Origin of the sequence: Limnohabitans sp. MMS-10A-192, assembly GCF_003063335.1 — a bacterium.
In the GTDB taxonomy this organism is placed as follows: domain Bacteria; phylum Pseudomonadota; class Gammaproteobacteria; order Burkholderiales; family Burkholderiaceae_C; genus Limnohabitans_A.
This window is the reverse complement of record NZ_NERX01000001.1, coordinates 831,738-848,434: the sequence shown is the minus strand read 5'-3', so window position 1 is coordinate 848,434 and position 16,697 is coordinate 831,738. Positions and strand designations below refer to the sequence as shown.

15 protein-coding genes are annotated in these 16,697 nt (G+C 61.6%); 9 read left to right on the top strand and 6 right to left on the bottom strand.

Going from position 1 to position 16,697, the window contains the following annotated elements; all coding sequences use genetic code 11:
• Nucleotides 1–7 precede the first annotated feature (7 nt).
• Genes B9Z43_RS04115 through B9Z43_RS04105 form a run of 3 tightly spaced genes read left to right on the top strand, consistent with a single transcriptional unit; the run spans nucleotide 8 to nucleotide 3,277 of the window.
• A complete protein-coding gene (locus B9Z43_RS04115; protein WP_108322828.1) occupies nucleotides 8–1,864 on the top strand; it encodes an ABC transporter permease in 1,857 nt (618 codons plus the stop codon).
• Nucleotides 1,861–2,655 carry an ABC transporter ATP-binding protein gene (locus tag B9Z43_RS04110; RefSeq protein ID WP_108322827.1) on the top strand — a complete coding sequence of 265 codons (795 nt, stop codon included), beginning with the start codon at nucleotides 1,861–1,863 and terminating at the stop codon, nucleotides 2,653–2,655. The genes B9Z43_RS04115 and B9Z43_RS04110 overlap by 4 nt, the downstream gene beginning before the upstream one ends.
• Nucleotides 2,642–3,277: an ABC transporter ATP-binding protein gene (locus B9Z43_RS04105; RefSeq protein ID WP_108322826.1), complete on the top strand. Its 636-nt coding sequence runs from the start codon at nucleotides 2,642–2,644 to the stop codon at nucleotides 3,275–3,277. Before B9Z43_RS04110 ends, B9Z43_RS04105 begins: the two co-directional genes overlap by 14 nt.
• 4 nt (nucleotides 3,278–3,281) lie before the next feature.
• On the opposite strand, the gene B9Z43_RS04100 is transcribed toward B9Z43_RS04105, so the two are convergent.
• On the bottom strand, nucleotides 3,282–4,547 hold the full coding sequence (locus B9Z43_RS04100; protein ID WP_108322825.1) for a putative Na+/H+ antiporter: 1,266 nt from the start codon (nucleotides 4,545–4,547) through the stop codon (nucleotides 3,282–3,284).
• A 171-nt stretch (nucleotides 4,548–4,718) separates the two neighbouring features.
• Between B9Z43_RS04100 and pncB the strand changes: the two genes are divergently transcribed.
• Genes pncB through B9Z43_RS04075 form a run of 5 tightly spaced genes read left to right on the top strand, consistent with a single transcriptional unit; the run spans nucleotide 4,719 to nucleotide 10,810 of the window.
• Complete coding sequence (pncB, locus tag B9Z43_RS04095) at nucleotides 4,719–5,927, top strand: nicotinate phosphoribosyltransferase (protein ID WP_108322824.1); 1,209 nt, start codon at nucleotides 4,719–4,721, stop codon at nucleotides 5,925–5,927.
• 1 nt (nucleotide 5,928) lies between these two features.
• Nucleotides 5,929–7,212, top strand: coding sequence for a sodium:proton antiporter NhaD (nhaD, locus tag B9Z43_RS04090; RefSeq protein WP_108322823.1), 1,284 nt, complete (start codon nucleotides 5,929–5,931; stop codon nucleotides 7,210–7,212).
• 30 nt (nucleotides 7,213–7,242) lie between these two features.
• Complete coding sequence (locus B9Z43_RS04085) at nucleotides 7,243–8,229, top strand: D-glycerate dehydrogenase (RefSeq protein ID WP_108322822.1); 987 nt, start codon at nucleotides 7,243–7,245, stop codon at nucleotides 8,227–8,229.
• Nucleotides 8,226–9,599, top strand: a complete 1,374-nt coding sequence (locus B9Z43_RS04080) for a DNA recombination protein RmuC (RefSeq protein WP_108322821.1) — start codon at nucleotides 8,226–8,228, stop codon at nucleotides 9,597–9,599. Before B9Z43_RS04085 ends, B9Z43_RS04080 begins: the two co-directional genes overlap by 4 nt.
• A 26-nt stretch (nucleotides 9,600–9,625) precedes the next feature.
• Nucleotides 9,626–10,810 (top strand): MFS transporter, encoded by a 1,185-nt coding sequence (locus B9Z43_RS04075; protein ID WP_108322820.1) that lies wholly within the window; start codon nucleotides 9,626–9,628, stop codon nucleotides 10,808–10,810.
• Between the two features lie 205 nt (nucleotides 10,811–11,015).
• On the opposite strand, the gene B9Z43_RS04070 is transcribed toward B9Z43_RS04075, so the two are convergent.
• The 5 genes from B9Z43_RS04070 to earP form a co-directional block, all read right to left on the bottom strand.
• A complete protein-coding gene (locus B9Z43_RS04070; protein WP_108323279.1) occupies nucleotides 11,016–11,894 on the bottom strand; it encodes a TIGR00730 family Rossman fold protein in 879 nt (292 codons plus the stop codon).
• A gap of 104 nt (nucleotides 11,895–11,998) precedes the next feature.
• On the bottom strand, nucleotides 11,999–12,553 hold the full coding sequence (efp, locus tag B9Z43_RS04065) for an elongation factor P (protein WP_108322819.1): 555 nt from the start codon (nucleotides 12,551–12,553) through the stop codon (nucleotides 11,999–12,001).
• A gap of 96 nt (nucleotides 12,554–12,649) precedes the next feature.
• Entirely contained in the window at nucleotides 12,650–13,090 is a 441-nt protein-coding gene (locus B9Z43_RS04060) for a DUF6691 family protein (protein ID WP_108322818.1), read from the bottom strand.
• Nucleotides 13,087–13,581, bottom strand: a complete 495-nt coding sequence (locus B9Z43_RS04055; protein WP_108322817.1) for a YeeE/YedE family protein — start codon at nucleotides 13,579–13,581, stop codon at nucleotides 13,087–13,089. The genes B9Z43_RS04060 and B9Z43_RS04055 overlap by 4 nt, the downstream gene beginning before the upstream one ends.
• Nucleotides 13,582–13,608: 27 nt before the next feature.
• Nucleotides 13,609–14,697, bottom strand: coding sequence for an elongation factor P maturation arginine rhamnosyltransferase EarP (earP, locus tag B9Z43_RS04050; RefSeq protein WP_108322816.1), 1,089 nt, complete (start codon nucleotides 14,695–14,697; stop codon nucleotides 13,609–13,611).
• Nucleotides 14,698–14,744: 47 nt separating this feature from the next.
• Here earP and uvrC point away from each other — a divergent pair, with 47 nt between their 5' ends.
• Nucleotides 14,745–16,676 carry an excinuclease ABC subunit UvrC gene (uvrC, locus tag B9Z43_RS04045; RefSeq protein WP_108322815.1) on the top strand — a complete coding sequence of 644 codons (1,932 nt, stop codon included), beginning with the start codon at nucleotides 14,745–14,747 and terminating at the stop codon, nucleotides 16,674–16,676.
• Nucleotides 16,677–16,697: the final 21 nt, after the last annotated feature.

The following is a 16,697-nucleotide window of genomic DNA, read 5'->3' as shown; positions in this document are numbered from 1 at the left end:
GGCTGGTTTGGGTCTGGACAGTTTTGCGCTTCAGTTGCTCAATGGGCTGAGCCACGCCACCACGCTGTTTCTCATGGCTTCCGGGCTGACGCTGATTTTTGGCGTCACCCGCATCGTCAATTTCGCGCACGGCAGTTTCTTCATGCTCGGGGCGCTGGTCTCGGCCCATGCGGTGACCCGCTGGTGGCCGGTCTTGGCCGATTCTGCATGGGGTTATGCCGGGGCCATGCTGTTGGGGGCGGCGGTGGCGGCGCTGGTCGGGGCGCTGGCCGAATTCGCTTTGCTGCGCCGCATGCGCCAAGCCCCGGAGCTTTACCAATTGGTGGCCACCTTCGGCCTCACGCTGGCGCTGCACGACGCGATGCGCTGGTTTTTCGGGCCCGACGAAGTTTTTGCCCCGCGCTTTCCGGGCCTCAAGGGTGCGGTGGCTTTGGGCGAGGCGTATTTCCCGACCTGGCAACTTTTCACGCTGGTGCTGGGCCCCTTGGTTTGGTGGGGCTTGCACGCGCTGCTGACCCGCACGCTGTGGGGCAAGCAGGTCAAAGCCGCCACGCAAGACCGCGACATGCTGGACGCATTGGGCGTCAAGCCCGCGCCGCTGATGTTGGGCGTGGTCATGCTCGGCTGTGCACTGGCGGGGCTGGCCGGTGCTTTGCAGCTGCCGCGTGAACCGGCCAATTTGCAGATGGACGTGAGCGTGGTGGTTGAGACTTTTGTGGTCGTGGTCACCGGTGGCCTGGGGAGCGTTGGCGGGGCCTTTGCGGCGGCGGTGCTGATTGGCGTGATCCACGCGCTGGGCGTGGCCTGGGTGCCGCAAGCGACCTTGGTGTTGGTGTTTTTGACCATGGCCGTGGTCTTGGTGCTGCGCCCGCAAGGCTTGGGCGGCGCGGCGGTGGCGGCCTCGCAGCGCGAGGTGGTGCCGGTTTTCTCAGTGGCCCCGCAGGGTGCGCTGCGCTGGCTTTGGCCTGCGCTGGTGGCGGCGGTGCTGGCTTGGGCGCTGGGGCAGGGCGACTACAGCCGCAGCCTGACGGAAGACCTGCTGGTCATGCTGCTGTTGGGCTTGAGTTTGCAAGTGATGATGGCGCTGGGCGGGCTGGTGAGCTTTGGCCATGCGGCCTTTTTTGCGCTGGGCGCTTACGGCGCGGCGCTGGTGCATGTGCAGTGGGGCTGGGCTTTGCTGCCCGCGCTGGCATCAGGCATGGCGCTGGCGCTGGGCGTGGCGGCGGTGTTTGGCTTGGTGCTGGTGCGCATGAGCGGGGTGTACCTGGCCATGTTGTCGCTGGCGCTGGCGCAAGTCATCTGGGCCGGGGCCAGCCAGTGGGTGGGGCTGACGGGTGGCGACAACGGCCTGATTGGGCTCACGCTGATCGCGCCCGAGTCGCGTGCTGTTTTTGACGCGGTACTGCTGGCGGGGGTGCTGGCAGCGGTCGCCATGCTGGGCCGCTGGAGCATGTCCAGCCGGGGGGCGGCTTTGCAAGCCTTGCGCGATGCGCCGCTGCGTGCGGCCGCCAGTGGCTTGCCGGTCAACCGTTTGCGCTACCAGGTGTTTGTGCTGAGTGCGGCTTTGGCCGGGTTGGCCGGTGGCTTGTGGGCCGCCATCAAGGGCGCGGTCTTCCCGTCGGTGGCCAGCGTGAGCACCTCGGTCGATGCGCTGTTGGTGATCTTGCTCGGCGGCGTGCACCAACTGTGGGGTGCGCTGGTGGGCAGCGCCTTGTTGGTCTGGGGTGGTGCCGAACTTGGACAAGGTCTGGATTACTGGCGTGGCGTGTTGGGCCTGGTGATCATGGCGGTCATGGTGCTCTCGCCCAGCGGGGTGCTGGGTGGTTTGCAGTCTTGGTGGTTGTCTCGGCGGAGGCCTGCATGAGCTTGATCGTTCAAGATCTGCTGCGCCACTACGGTGGCGTCAAAGCGCTCGACGGCGTGAGTTTTGAGGTGCCGCTCGGCCAGTGCGTGGCCCTGATTGGCCCCAACGGCGCGGGCAAGTCCACCTGCTTTGCTTGCCTGGCAGGGCAGCAAACGCCCGGCAGTGGCCGCGTGGTCTGGCGTGGCCAAGACGTCACTGGCCTGCAGCCTGCCCAGCGTCAGGCGCAGGGCATGGCCCGCACCTTTCAGGTGGCGCAAACCTTTGAAGCCCTCACTGTGCAGCAAAACCTGCAGCTGGTTTTGTCCCGCGAACGGCTGTCGTGGTGGGATCGCTTGGCGGGCCGTCATGCTGCGCAAGCCCTGCAGGCTTTGGCCCAAGTGGGCTTGGGCGATCAAGCCCAGACCGCGGTGGCCGATTTGCCCTACGGTGCCAAAAAGCGGCTGGAGTTGGCCATGGCATTGGCGGGTCTGTCAGAGAAGGGTGAGCGCATTTTGTTGCTCGACGAACCCGCGGCCGGACTGGCCCCTGCTGAGCGCGCCGACATGATGGCGTTGGTGCGTCAGGTGGCCACCGATGGCGTCACGGTGCTGTACACCGAACACAATATGGACGCCGTTTTTGGCGTGGCCGACCGGGTGCTGGTGCTCATGCAAGGGCGCTTGGTGGCCGACGGCACGCCCGAGGTCGTGGCCCAAGACCCGCAGGTGCGCGAGCGTTACCTGGGGCTTGATTTCGACATGTCTCTGGGCATGCATTCCGACATGAAAGGGCAGCGCGATGCTCGCGGTTGAAGGCTTGAACGCCTGGTGGGGCCATGCGCAGGCGCTGTTTGACGTGCGCCTGCAAGTGGGCGAGGGCGAACTCGTGGTGTTGCAAGGCCTCAACGGCGCGGGCAAGTCCACGCTGCTGCAGGCCTTGATCGGCATCGGCCCGCGTGTGCAGGGTCGCATCACTTGGGACGGTCAGGCCATTCAGAGCTGGCCAGCCCACCGCCGTGCGCGGGCCGGGCTGGGCTTTGTGGCCGAAGACCGGCGTCTGTTCACCAGCCTGTCGGTGCAAGACAATTTGTGGATCGCTGCGCAAACCGAAGGGCAAGGGACGCCTGCCGAGCGCTACGCCCGTGTGCTGGCTTTGTTCCCGCAGTTGCAGCCCATGCTGCAGCGCCCCGCCAGCCAGATGAGCGGCGGCGAGCAGCAAATGTTGGCCCTGGCCCGCACCCTGATGACCGGCCCCCGCTTGCTGCTGCTGGACGAACCCTGCGAGGGCATCGCCCCGGTGCTGGTGGCGGCCATGCGCGATGCGCTGCTGCAACTGGCCCGCGAGGGCGTGACCATGCTGGTGGCCGAGCAAAACCAGATCCTCGCTTTGCACGCGCAGCGGGTGTTGACTTTGGTGGGCGGCCGGGTGGTTTGAACGGTCAAAGCCACCTGAAAGCCAGTGTCGCCACCACGGTGGGCGGCAAGGCAGCCAGCAGCAAGCGCAGCGGGGCGATGCTGTTGTCCGTGAAATAGCCCTTGAGGATGGCTGCGCCCGCCGGGTTGGGCGCATTGGCAATCAAGGTCAGGCCGCCGCCTGTGACGGCCCCGGCGACCAAGGCCACTTTGAACTCTTGACTCAAGCCGGGCACCAATGAACCCAAGTAGGTGATGGCAGCGTTGTCGGTGATGGCCGTGAGCGCTGTGGCACCATAGAAAACGGCATCGCTCGGAAGACTCATGAGCAGCGGCTCCAGCCACCATTGCTGCAGACCGCCCAGCACAACCAGCCCGGCCAGGAAAAACGACACAAGCAGCGCCTCTCGCAGAATCAGCTCGCTCTGGTGCTGGCGCCAAGCGCTCGCAAAACCCAAAAACAGCAACAAGAGCCCGATGAAAACCACCGGGTGGTGCGCAAAAAAGACAACGCCGCCCAGAAAAAGAAGGTGCATGACCATGATGCCGGCAGGCACAGGCGCCTCGTGCGAGGGATCACTTGGAGCCAAGGCGCTCAATTCGCGCCGCAGCATCAGCGTGGCCCCCAAGGCGTTGATGAACACCGCAACGGCCGCTTTCCAGCCAAAGGTCCACAGCATGAAGCTGAAATCCCATTGCCAGACTTGGGCCACCATCAGCACGGGTGGGGCGGCAAAAGGGGTCAGGGTTCCGCCGATGGACACGTTCACGAAGAGCACGCCCAAGGTGATGTACTTCAGCCGTTCTGACACATCCCGACTGAACAAGGTGTCTCGCAGCAGCAAAGCCCCAAGCGTCATGGCGGCAGGCTCGGTGATGAACGAGCCGAGCAAGGGCACCAGCACCAACACCACCATGTAAAGCGCCAACGTGGGTTGCTGGGGCCATAGCTGGGTGATTCGCAGGATGAAGTTTCGCGCCAGACTCAGGATGGGGCGTGTGCCCGCGATCACCATGACGGCAAAGACGAAAAGGGGTTCCGTGAAATTGCGCGACTCGAGGTAGTTCAGTGTCCGGTCTTGACCGATCAGCGCGAAGAACGTGGCCATCAACAAGCAAGCCCAAAGACCGAAGACGACTTCGACTTCGCCCAGCAGATGCCAAAGACCGGCATGCCGAGGGTGCGTGTGAGCCAGGTGCTCAAAAAAGCGTGTGGAAAATGAGTGGATCAGGGCCAGTGCAAACACAGCAGCGGCCATCCATTGCAGGAAGGAATCGGTGGGAAAAGTCAAGGCAAGGCTCCGGTGCGAGGCGGCCCGACCATCGCACATGCCTGTTGCGCCACCGATGGCGTAACACCCTATAGCGATATTAGCTGATCAGATTGACTCGCTAATATCTGGTTAATATCACGCTCTTGCTTACCGCATCGCCCCGTTTCTGTGGGGTGGTCACCTTTTGCCATGATCATCACCAGTCTGCTCGACACCGACCTGTACAAATTCACCATGATGCAGGTCGTGCTGCACCAGTTCCCGGGTGCCCAGGTCGAATACAAATTCAAGTGCCGCAACCCCGGCGTGGCATTGGCACCTTTCGTCAACGAGATCCGCCAGGAAATCCGCTCGCTGTGCAGCCTCAACTTCAAGGAGTCCGAGCTGCAGTACCTGCGCTCACTGCGCTTCATCAAGAGCGATTTTGTGGACTTTCTGGGCTTGTTCAAGCTCAACGAAAAATACATCCAGGTCACGGCCTTGCCCTCTGGCGAGATCGACATCACCATCCAGGGCCCTTGGCTGCACACCATTTTGTTTGAAATTCCGGTGCTGGCCATCGTCAACGAGGTGTACTTCCGCAACACCCAGAAGGTGCCCGATCTGATGGAAGGCCGTCGCCGCGTGGACCAGAAAATCGCGCAGTTGCAGGGCGCAGGTCTGGAAACGCTCAAGATCGCCGATTACGGCACGCGCCGCCGCTTTTCGCGGGCCTGGCACGAAGAGGTGCTGCGCGTGTTGTCGGCCCGTTTGGGCACCGGCCCTCAAGGCCAGTTTGCGGGCACCAGCAATGTGTATTACGCCTACCTGCTGGGCCTGACGCCCCTGGGCACCATGGCCCACGAGTACCTGCAGGCTGCGCAGGCTTTGGGCCCGCGTCTGCGAGACAGCCAGATTTTTGCTTTCGAATCTTGGGCCAAGGAGTACCGGGGTGACCTGGGCATCGCGCTGTCCGATGTGTACGGGTTTAACGCCTTCCTGCGTGACTTTGACCTGTATTTTTGCAAGCTGTTTGATGGGGCGCGCCACGACAGCGGTGACCCGTTCAGCTGGGGTGAGCGCATGATCGCCCACTACCAGCACAATCGGGTGGACCCTAAAACCAAGACCCTGATCTTCAGCGACAGCCTGACGATCCCGCGCACCATCGAGCTGTACCAGCAGTTCCGGGGGCGCTGTCAGCTGGCTTTTGGCGTGGGCACCAACCTGACCAACGATTTGGGATACGAGCCGCTGCAGATCGTCATCAAGATGACCCGCTGCAATGGCCAGCCCGTCGCCAAGTTGTCAGACACGCCGGGCAAAGGCATGTGCGATGACGAAAAATACTTGGCATATCTGAAACAGGTTTTTGAGATTGACTCAACCGAAACCATCGCTGTATTGAAAGGGGTCTGATGTGCTGACGGCAATCATTGCTATTTTTGTTTTGGCTTATGCCGCTATTGCTTTTGAGCACCCACTCAAGATCAATAAAACCGCGACGGCTTTGCTGGCTGCAGGGGTGCTCTGGACCCTTTACGCACTTGGGAACACGGATGCCGAGCAAGTGAGTCATCAATTGGGTGAGTCGCTGATGTCGACGGCTCAGATCGTGTTTTTCTTGATGGGGGCCATGGCCATTGTGGAGGTTGTGGATGCCCACAATGGATTTGAAATCCTCACCTCGCGCATCCAGACCCGTTCCTTGTCGGGTTTGATGTGGTTGGTTGGGCTGGTCACATTTTTTCTCAGCTCGGTGCTCGACAACTTGACGACAGCCATCGTGATGGTGTCGTTGATGAAAAAATTGCTGGACCAGCGTGAAGATCGTTTGTTTTTTGCCGGAGCCATCGTCATTGCCTCCAATGCAGGCGGCGCTTGGTCACCCATCGGCGATGTCACGACCACCATGCTTTGGATTGGCGGGCAGATCACGGCCCTGGAAATCATGAAGGGGGTTTTTGTTGCCTCGTTGGCCAGTTTGCTGGTGCCTTTGGCCGCCATGGCGTATGTGGTGCGTGGGCGTGAGGTGCTCTCACCAGCGCTTGCAGAGCGCGCCGATTTGACCGATACGCCGGCTTTCGAGCGCAATCTGATGTTTTTCTTGGGCTTGGGCATCCTGGTGGCTGTGCCGGTGTTCAAGGCACTGACGCATTTGCCACCGTTCATGGGCATTTTGCTCGGTCTGGGCTTGTTGTGGCTGGTGGGTGATCTGGTGCACAAGGACAAAACCGACGAGGCCAAAGCCCACCTGACGCTGGTCAGCGCTTTGACCCGCATTGACATGAGCGCAGTGCTGTTTTTCGTAGGCATTTTGCTGTCGGTTGCCACGCTGGAGCACACCCATATTCTGTCCTCGCTGGCGCAGTGGTTTGATCAAACTGTTGGGCGCCAGGATGTGATCGTCATGATCATTGGCTTGGTCAGTGCCGTGGTGGACAACGTGCCTTTGGTCGCAGCTTCCATGGGCATGTACAGCCTGACACAGTATCCGCCCGACAGTTTCCTGTGGGAATTTTTGGCTTATTGCGCAGGCACCGGTGGCTCGATCCTGATCATCGGTTCAGCCGCTGGGGTGGCTGCGATGGGGCTGGAAAAAATCGATTTTGTCTGGTACGTCAAGAAAATCAGCGTTTGGGCTTTGTTGGGCTATTTCGCTGGGGCCGCTTTGTACATCCTTCAGTTTCATTTGACGCACTGAATGACCATGACCTGAATTTTGAGTGAAACCATGAATAAACCTTCCATCTTGGTGGCACGCGCCATCTTCCCCGAGGTCCTGCAGTCTTTGGCGCAGGTGTTTGAAGTCGAGAGCAACCAGGCCGATGAGGTTTGGTCTGCCGCAGAACTGACCCGCCGCATGCAGGGCAAAGTGGGCGCATTGACCACCGGCAGCGAGCGCATCGACACTGCACTGCTTCAAGCCAATCCTCAGCTGCGCATCGTGGCCAACATGGCTGTGGGCTTCAACAACTTTGACGTGCCCGCCATGACCGCTGCGGGCGTGGTGGCCAGCAACACGCCTGACGTGCTGACCGAGACGACGGCTGATTTTGGCTTTGCACTGCTCATGGCCACAGCCCGCCGCATCACCGAAAGCGAGCATTTTCTGCGCGCAGGCCAGTGGACCAAGTGGAGCTACGACATGTTTGCCGGGGCCGAAGTGCACGGCTCGACCATTGGCATCATTGGCATGGGCCGCATTGGTCAGGGCATTGCCCGCCGCGCCGCGCACGGCTTTGGCATGAATGTGATTTATCACAACCGCAGCCGCCTGAGCGCTGAGTTGGAAGCCGAGTGCAAAGCCAGTTATGTGAGCAAGGAAGAGCTGCTCAAGACTGCGGACCATGTGGTGTTGGTCGTGCCCTACAGCGCCGAGTCGCACCACACCATCGGCGCTGCCGAGCTGGCGCAAATGAAATCCACTGCCACGCTGGTCAACATTGCACGCGGCGGCATCGTGGACGATGCGGCTTTGGCCAAAGCCCTGGCTGCGCGTCAAATCGCTGCGGCGGGCATCGATGTGTTTGAGGGTGAGCCCTCGGTTCACCCGGGCTTGCTCAAGGTGCCCAATGTGGTGCTGACCCCGCACATTGCCAGCGCCACCATCAAGACCCGCCGAGCCATGGCCCAATTGGCTGCTGACAACCTGATGGAATTTTTCACAAAAGGGCAGGCGGTGACGCCGCTCAACACGGTGGCCGGACGCACCGCATGAACGAAACCTGGCTGATGATCGCCTTGGTGGCACTGAACCTGGTGCTGCTGGTCTTTCTCTTGCTCCGCAAGCCCGCACCGCAAGAAGACAGCCCGGAACGCCAAGCGCGGTTGGCCGAGCAATCGGCCTGGCAGCAGCAACAGTTCGAGGCCGTGCAAAGCCAGTCCGAGCGCTTGGAGCGCGAGCTGCGCACCGAGATCAATCAGTCGGGCGTGCAAGGGCGGCAAGAGGCGATGCAGACCTTGACCTTGTTTCAGCAGTCGCTGCTGCAGCAAAGCGCCGAGGCCACCCGCACGCAAAACCAGCAGATCGATGCGCTGGCCCAGCAGCTGGCCTTGCTACAAAAAAGCCTGACCGACAGCCTGGCGCAGCAGGTCAATGCGCTGTCGGAGGCCAACGCCCGCCGCCTGACCGAGATGCGCGGCACCATGGAAACCCAGCTGGCCCAGCTGCAACAAAGCAACGCCGCCAAGCTCGACGAAATGCGCCAGACCGTCGACGAAAAACTTCAGGCCACGCTGCAAGCCCGGTTGGGCGAGAGCTTCAAGCAAGTGGCCGACCGCCTGGAGCAGGTGCACAAAGGCCTGGGCGAAATGCACACCCTGGCGCAAGGCGTGGGCGACCTCAAGCACCTGCTGACCAACGTCAAGACCCGTGGCATGTTCGGCGAAGCGCAGCTTGCTTCTTTGCTGGAACAGGTGCTGACCCCCGAGCAATACGCCGTGCAGGTGGCCACGCGCCCCGGCGACAAGAACCGTGTGGACTTTGCCATCCGCTTGCCCGGCCGCTCAGACAGCGGCCAGCCCGTGTGGCTGCCGATCGATGCGAAGTTTCCCAACGAAGACTACGAGCGCCTGCTCGAAGCTCAGGGCCGTGCCGATCCGGTGCAGGCCGAGCTGTGCGCTAAGGCACTTGAAGCCCGCATCAAACTCGAGGCCAAGTCGATCGCCGACAAGTACTTGGAGCCGCCGCACACCACCGACTTTGCTGTGATGTTTTTGCCCACCGAAGGCCTGTATGCCGAGGTGCTGCGTCGCCCGGGTTTGATGGAGACCTTGCAGCGCGACCACCGCGTGACGCTGGCCGGCCCGACCAACCTGATGGCCATGCTCAATGCCTTGCAAATGGGCTTCAGAACCCTGGCCCTTGAAAAGCGCTCCAGCGAAGTCTGGCAGGTGCTGGGCGCTGTCAAGACCGAGTTCGGCAAGTTTGGCGATGTGCTCGACAAGGTGCGCAACCAGACGCAAACCGTGCTCAACACACTTGACCAAGCGCAGACCCGCAGCAACGTGATGAACCGCGCCTTGCGGCAGGTGGACGCCTTGCCCGAGTCCGAAACGCAGGCCTTGCTGCCCGGTGGCGATGCCTGATCGGGGCTGGGCATGAGGCGCGTGGCATGAAGAGCGAACTCACGCGCCTGATTGCCGGGCAAATTTTTCTGCACGCCTGCATGGCGGGCACCCGCATGGCCGTGCCCTTGCTGGCTTTGCAGCAGGGCTTCAGCGCCATGGCGGTGGGGGCCTTGCTGGCCTTGTTTGCATTGACCCAGGTGTTTCTGGCTTTGCCGGCAGGGCGTTACGCCGACCGTAAAGGCTTGAAAGCCCCTTTGACCTTGAGCGTGGCCATCGCCTTCATCGGTGTGAGCCTGTCGGCGATTTGGCCCATCTTTCCCATGTTGTGCGTGAGCGCCTTGGCCTCGGGCGGCGCCACCGGCATGGCGGTCATTGCCTTGCAGCGCCATGTGGGCCGTTTGGCCCATGGGCCTTCCGAGCTGAAAAGTGCTTTCAGCTGGCTCTCGATCGGTCCGGCCATTTCCAATTTTTTGGGGCCCGTGCTGGCGGGCTTGATGATCGACTTTGCCGGGCCAGCGCGTGCGCACGAAACGGGCTTTCGGTTTGCGTTTTTGCTCATGGCCTTGTTGCCTTTGCTCACTTTGCTGTGTGTGCGCCATGTGCGCGAAAAGACGTCACCCGTGCTTGAAGGCCCCAAAGAAAAAAAGCATGTGCTGGATTTGTTGCACCAGCCCTTGATGCTGCGCTTGCTGGGGGTCAACTGGTTGCTGTCTTCCTGCTGGGATGTGCACACCTTCGTGGTGCCCTTGCTGGGACACGAGCGCGGTTTGAGCGCTTCGGTGGTGGGCACCATCTTGGGCTCTTTTGCGGTCGCCGCGGCCATCATTCGAATTTGCCTGCCTTGGGTCTCGCGCCATCTGCACGAGTACCAGATCATCACCACCTCCATGGTGTGCACGGCGGCCTTGTTTGGGGCCTACCCCTTCATGTCCACGCCCTGGGCCATGGGTGCGTGTTCAGTGTTGCTGGGCTTGGTGCTGGGTGCGGTGCAGCCCATGATCATGAGCACCTTGCACCAGATCACGCCTGTGCACCGTCAGGGCGAGGCGCTGGGCCTGCGCTTGATGAGCATCAACGCCTCCAGCGTGCTGATGCCCATGCTGTTTGGCGCAGCAGGGGCCATTGCGGGCGTGGCCCCGGTGTTCTGGGTGGTGGGTGCGGCGGTGGGACTGGGGGCCAAGTCGGCCTTCAAGCTGCGCCCGCACGGACACATGAGTCCAAGAGCTTGAGAGGGCTGGTCATCCCGGACTTGATCCGGCATCCAGGTGTTTCCTGATGGACCCCGGATCAAGTCCGGGGTGACAAGGTGGCAGTCCGGAGTGACACGAGCTTGGTTCTGGGCGACACAGGGTTGGTTCGGGGTGATACAGGGTTGGTTCGGGGTGACACAGGGTTGGTCTGCCGGACATGGTGTTTGCCGATCCTTCCTTGTCTTCAGGCCTCTGGCACATTCAGCTGGTAGAAGTCGCAAATGGCTTTCCAGGCGGCTTCGGGTGTGTCCACGTAGCGGAACAGCTGGAGGTCTTCGGCGGAAATCGTGCCTTCATCCACCAGCACGTCCATGTTGATCAGCCGCGTCCAGTAATCGGTGCCAAACAACAAGATCGGCACTCGGCGGGCCTTGCGGGTTTGCACCAAGGTCATCACCTCGAACAATTCATCGAGCGTCCCAAAGCCGCCCGGAAAGGCGACCAAAGCTTTGGCGCGCATCATGAAGTGCATTTTGCGCAGCGCAAAGTAGTGGAACTTGAAGCTCAGATCCGGCGTGACATAGGGGTTGGGGTGCTGCTCGTGTGGCAAAGCGATGTTCAGTGCCACCGAGGGCATGCCCACTTCGTGTGCGCCTCGGTTGGCTGCTTCCATGATGCCGGGGCCGCCGCCCGTGCAGATGTAGAGCTTTTCGTCTTGGGGAAGGCTACAGCAGGACCGGGCGACCAGCTGGGCAAAGGTGCGGGCTTTTTCGTAGTGCTGTGCGTTGCGCACTTGCGTCAAAGCCTGCGCAATGGCGGGGGCCTCAGCCGTTTGCTGGGCGGCCTGGAGTCGGGCCTGCGCGGTGGCCATGTCGGTGAAACGTGCGCTGCCAAACACCACCACGGTGTGCTCAATGCCAGCTTCGGTCTGGGCCAGATCGGGCTTGAGCATTTCCAGTTGCAAGCGTACGCCACGGGTTTCGCGGCGCAAGAGGAATTCAGGGTCGGCAAAAGCCAGACGTTCTGCTTGCGGCTCCAGCCAGCCGGCATCGTGAAAATCGGTTTGGGTTTCAGCCCAAGCGTGGGGGATGGAAGGGGACTTGAGGTTGGAGGTCGATTGCATGCCGCCATTGTGCATCCAGCGCTGGAGCTGGCGTGCCATGGCGATGGCTGAACGCCCATGAAAAAAGCCCCTTGCGGGGCTTTCTTTTCAGGCCGATCGGAAGATCAGACGCGCTTGCGGTATTCGCCGGTGCGGGTGTCGATTTCGATCTTGTCGCCTTGGGCCACGAACAAAGGCACTGGCACTTCCATGCCGGTGGCGATCTTGGCGGGCTTGAGCACTTTGCCCGATGTGTCGCCTTTGACGGCTGGCTCGGTCCAGGTGATCTCGCGGACCACGCTGGTGGGCAATTCCACCGAGATAGCTTTCTCGTTGTAGAACACCACTTCGAGTTCCATGCCGTCTTCGAGGTAGTTCAAAGCGTCGCCCATGTTGGTGGCTTCGACTTCGTACTGGTTGAATTCGGTGTCCATGCAAACGTACATGGGGTCAGCGAAGTAAGAGTAGGTGCACTCTTTCTTGTCCAAGATGACCTGGTCCATCTTGTCGTCGGCGCGGAACACGACTTCGGTGCCGAAGTTGGCGATCAAGCTTTTGAGCTTCATGCGCACGGTGGACGAGCCACGGCCGCCGCGTTGGTATTCGGTGCGCAGGACGACCATGGGGTCTTTGCCGTGCATGATGACGTTGCCGACGCGGATTTCTTGAGCGGTTTTCATAGGAATTGAGTCTGAAATGAAAAAGGGTGACCTGAGGTCAAGCCCTCTATTCTAACCTGAGGGGCCTGGTTTTCTGATGGGGCAAACGCCAAGGGATCAATCCCGCGCCGTCAGGCCATGGGCCAGGCCGCCCAGCACAATGCCGCCCAAGGCCCACAAAATGTCGGTGTTGCCCGTGCCCAAGGCTGCAATGGCCGGGCCGGGGCACACACCCGACAAACCCCAGCCGATGCCAAAAATGGCCGAGCCGATGACCGTTTGGCGGTTCCAACTGGCCGGTTGGGTCAGAAACTGACCGCCCAGCAAAGGGCGATTGAACCAGCGCGGAAAGCCCTTGTAAGCCAACATGGCCAAGCCCGCAGCGCCGCCCATGACCAGCATCAGGCCCCAGTCCTTGAACTGCAAAAAGCCGATGACGACCTCGGGCTGGACCATGGTGGCCAGCGACAGGCCAAAACCAAACAAGGCACCTGCCAGCAAAGTGACCAGTGCTTTAGGGAAGCTGAGGGTGTGGGCTTGAATGTGGGGGGTGTTCATGCCAGACCTTTCGTGGCCATGGCCATCAGGTTGGCGGTCAAAAATGCGGTGGCCATGAAGGTGAGCACCGCACCCAGCGAAGGCAACTGCAGCGAGCCCAGCCCGCAAATGCCGTGCCCCGAGGTGCAGCCATTGCCCAGCCGTGCGCCGTAGCCAACCAGAAAACCGCCGATCAGCAATTGCCACACCGGCACGCTGGTGTGTTGTGCCTCGCCACCTGCCAGCGCAAAGCGCCAGACCAGCGCGCCCAGCACCACGCCCACGGCGTAAACCAGACGCCAGCTGCGCGAATTGAGAAAGCGCTCTTGCTGAAAGAAGGCGCGTTTGGACACCAAGGACCAGCTGCTGGAAAACACGGTGCTCATGCCACCGACCCAGCCGTTGAACAAATAAAGCAGCGCCACGCCAGCGCCAATGGTGAGGCCGCCCAGCAGGTAGTGCTGCCAGCCAAACGGGAATAAGGTTGGGAAGAGAGTGTCGATGAGGGTCATGGGGCGGGATTATCCCTGCAGCTGAAGTCAGGCGTTAGTCGTCTGGGTTGGAACAAAGTTCATGAGTTGGGCGTGCAACGCGTTTTGAGTGAGCAGTCCGGCGCGAGCTGCTGTGGCACAGGCGGACCAAGTCTCGCGGGTTTCGGTGCTCAATGTGGGCCAAGCCGTGTTTTCAATGCCGTTCCAAACCCGATGCGCCGTTCTCAGGCTTTCCGGTGCCTGCATCCACCCTAAAAATGCCTCCAACTTGTCATGGTGCGCGTTGTCGTCTTGCGGGTAAATGTGCCAGATGAAGGGCTCGCCTGCCCACAGCGCTCGCACCAGCGAGTCTTCGCCGCGCACAAAGTTCAGGTCGCAGGCCCAGAGCATTTCGTCGAAGCCGTTTTGGTCGGTGTAGGGCAGGGCGCTCCAGCTGGGATGTACAGGCATGTGGGCCAGTGCTTGTTGCACCGCCGCCAGCGGCCGGCCTGGGGTGACCAGCAGGTGGTGGGGTGTGCCCACCAGTTGTTGCAAGAGCTGGGGCAGAGCGGCGGGTTCGTAGCAAAACAGGCTGATCAGCAGGCCGTCCGGTGCCAGCTTTGGGGCGTGTTGCTTGCGCCAAGCTTGGCGGTCAAAGCGCTGTTGCCGTTCCAGCAAATCGGTTTCGCGCAGCAGGCCACCGGTGTCCTCAGTGAAGCCGGGATAAAAGAAGGTTTTGGTCCAACCTTTGGCCGGGCCGCTCATCACGGGCGAAGGCATCTTGTGCATGCGGGGCACCCAGTCTTCGGCGCTCAGGTATTCGAGGTTGGTCCAGGCGGGTTGGTGCTGGCGAGTCGACACACCGTGGGCAACGAAGGCTTCGGGCAGTGTGCAGCCAAAGGCTTCGATCCACACGTCGGCCGGCTTCAAGCTTTTCAGCATGTCGCTTTGGCTGGCGGCGGCCCAGGGCAGCACTTGCAAGTGGGGCAGGGCGTGGGCGTCAGGGGCCATCCAACTGAGGGCCGAGGCGTCGTCCACCCACAGGCGCACCGATTGGCCTTGGGCCAGCAGCTGGCGAGTCAGGCGCCAGCACACGCCCAAGTCGCCGTGGTTGTCGATGACGGTGCAAAAAATGTCCCAGAGGCGGTGCGTCTTCATGGGAGGAGATTGTCGGGGCAAAGTGTTTCACCGTCACAATACGCGCCATGACAGCGGCACACGACGAATCTTTGCTGGCCCAGGTGGCTGCGCTCCCGGCTTTGCCGGGGGTTTACCGCTACTTTGATGCGCAGGGCAATGTGCTGTATGTGGGCAAGGCTAAGCAGCTCAAAAAGCGGGTGTCCAGCTATTTTCAGAAGGACCACGGCGGCACGCGCATTGGCCACATGGTCAGCAAGATCGCCCGCATGGAGACCACGGTGGTGCGCTCCGAGGCCGAGGCGCTGCTGCTCGAAAACAACCTGATCAAGACGCTGAACCCGCGTTTCAACATCCTGTTTCGGGACGACAAGACTTACCCCTACCTCAAGCTCACGGGCAACGGCACGCTGTTTTTGAAGGCGGTGGACGGAGCGCCCGAGCCCCAAACTTTCCCCCGCGTGGCGTATTACCGGGGCGTGGTGGAAAAGAAGCACCGTTATTTCGGGCCTTTTCCGAGTGCCTGGGCGGTCAAGGAGACGATCCAGCTTTTGCAAAAAGTGTTTCGCCTGCGCACCTGCGAAGACACGGTGTTTGCCAACCGCAGCCGCCCTTGTTTGCTGTACCAGATCAAGCGTTGCTCTGGCCCGTGTGTGAATTTGATCGGACCGCAGGCCTATGCCGACGATGTGAAAAACGCCGAACGTTTTTTGAAAGGCGAAACCCAGACCCTGCTGCAGGAGATGGAAGCGCGCATGATGGCGCACGCCGACCGGCTGGAATTTGAGCTGGCTGCCGAGGTGCGCAACCAGATGTCGGCGCTGTCCAAGGTCTTGCACCAGCAGTCGGTGGACACGGGCACCGACACCGATGTGGACATTCTGGCGGTGCGTGTGCAGGGCGGGCGCGCTTGCGTGAACCTGGCCATGGTGCGCGGCGGGCGGCATTTGGGGGATCGGGCTTACTTTCCCGCGCATGTGGAGGACGCCCATGCCTTGCAGGCGGTGGACGACGAGGATCAAGTCGCCCGTCCAGTCGATGTGCAGGTGCTCGAAGCTTTTTTGGTGCAGCATTACATCGGCATTCCGGTGCCGGCGGCCCTGATCACCAGCGTGGCGGTGGATAAGACCTTGGTCGATGCACTGTCGCAGCAGGCGGGCTACAAGGTGTCGGCCGTGCACAACCCGCGCGAGCAGCGCCGGGTGTGGCTGGAGATGAGCGAGAAAAACGCCGACATCCAGCTGGCGCGTTTGTTGGCCGAAGAGGGCTCGCAGCAGGCCCGCACCCGGGCACTGGCCGATGCGCTGGACCTGGCACCAGACGATCTGGATGCGCTGCACATCGAGTGCTTTGACATCTCGCACACGGCGGGCGAGAACACGCAAGCGTCTTGCGTGGTGTTTCGCCAGCACAAGATGCAAAGCAGCGAGTACCGCCGCTACAACATCGAGGGCATTACACCCGGCGACGATTACGCCGCCATGCGCCAGGTGCTGATGCGCCGCTATGGCAAGCTGGCCGAGGCCATGCGCTCGGCCGAGGGCATGGCCCGTTTGCCCGACTTGGTGCTGATCGATGGCGGCAAGGGCCAGGTGTCCATGGCCCGCGAAGTGTTCACCCAGCTGGGGCTGGACTTGTCGCACATCGTGGGCGTCGAAAAAGGCGAGGGCCGCAAGGTGGGTCTGGAAGAGCTGGTGTTTGCCGATGGTCGCGAGAAGGTGTACTTAGGCAAGGATTCGGCCGCGCTGATGCTGGTCGCGCAAATCCGTGACGAGGCGCACCGCTTTGCCATCACGGGCATGCGGGCCCAGCGGGCCAAGGTGCGCATGGGCGGCAGCAAGATCGAAGAGATCCCCGGCATTGGTCCGCGCAAGCGCGCTCGCCTGTTGCAGCGCTTTGGCGGCGTGCGCGGTGTGGAGGGCGCGAGCGTGGAGGACTTGGCGGGTGTCGAGGGTATTTCACGCGAGTTGGCCGAAACCATTTACCAGGCCTTGCATTGAAGGTCGCCCGCTTGTCAGAGA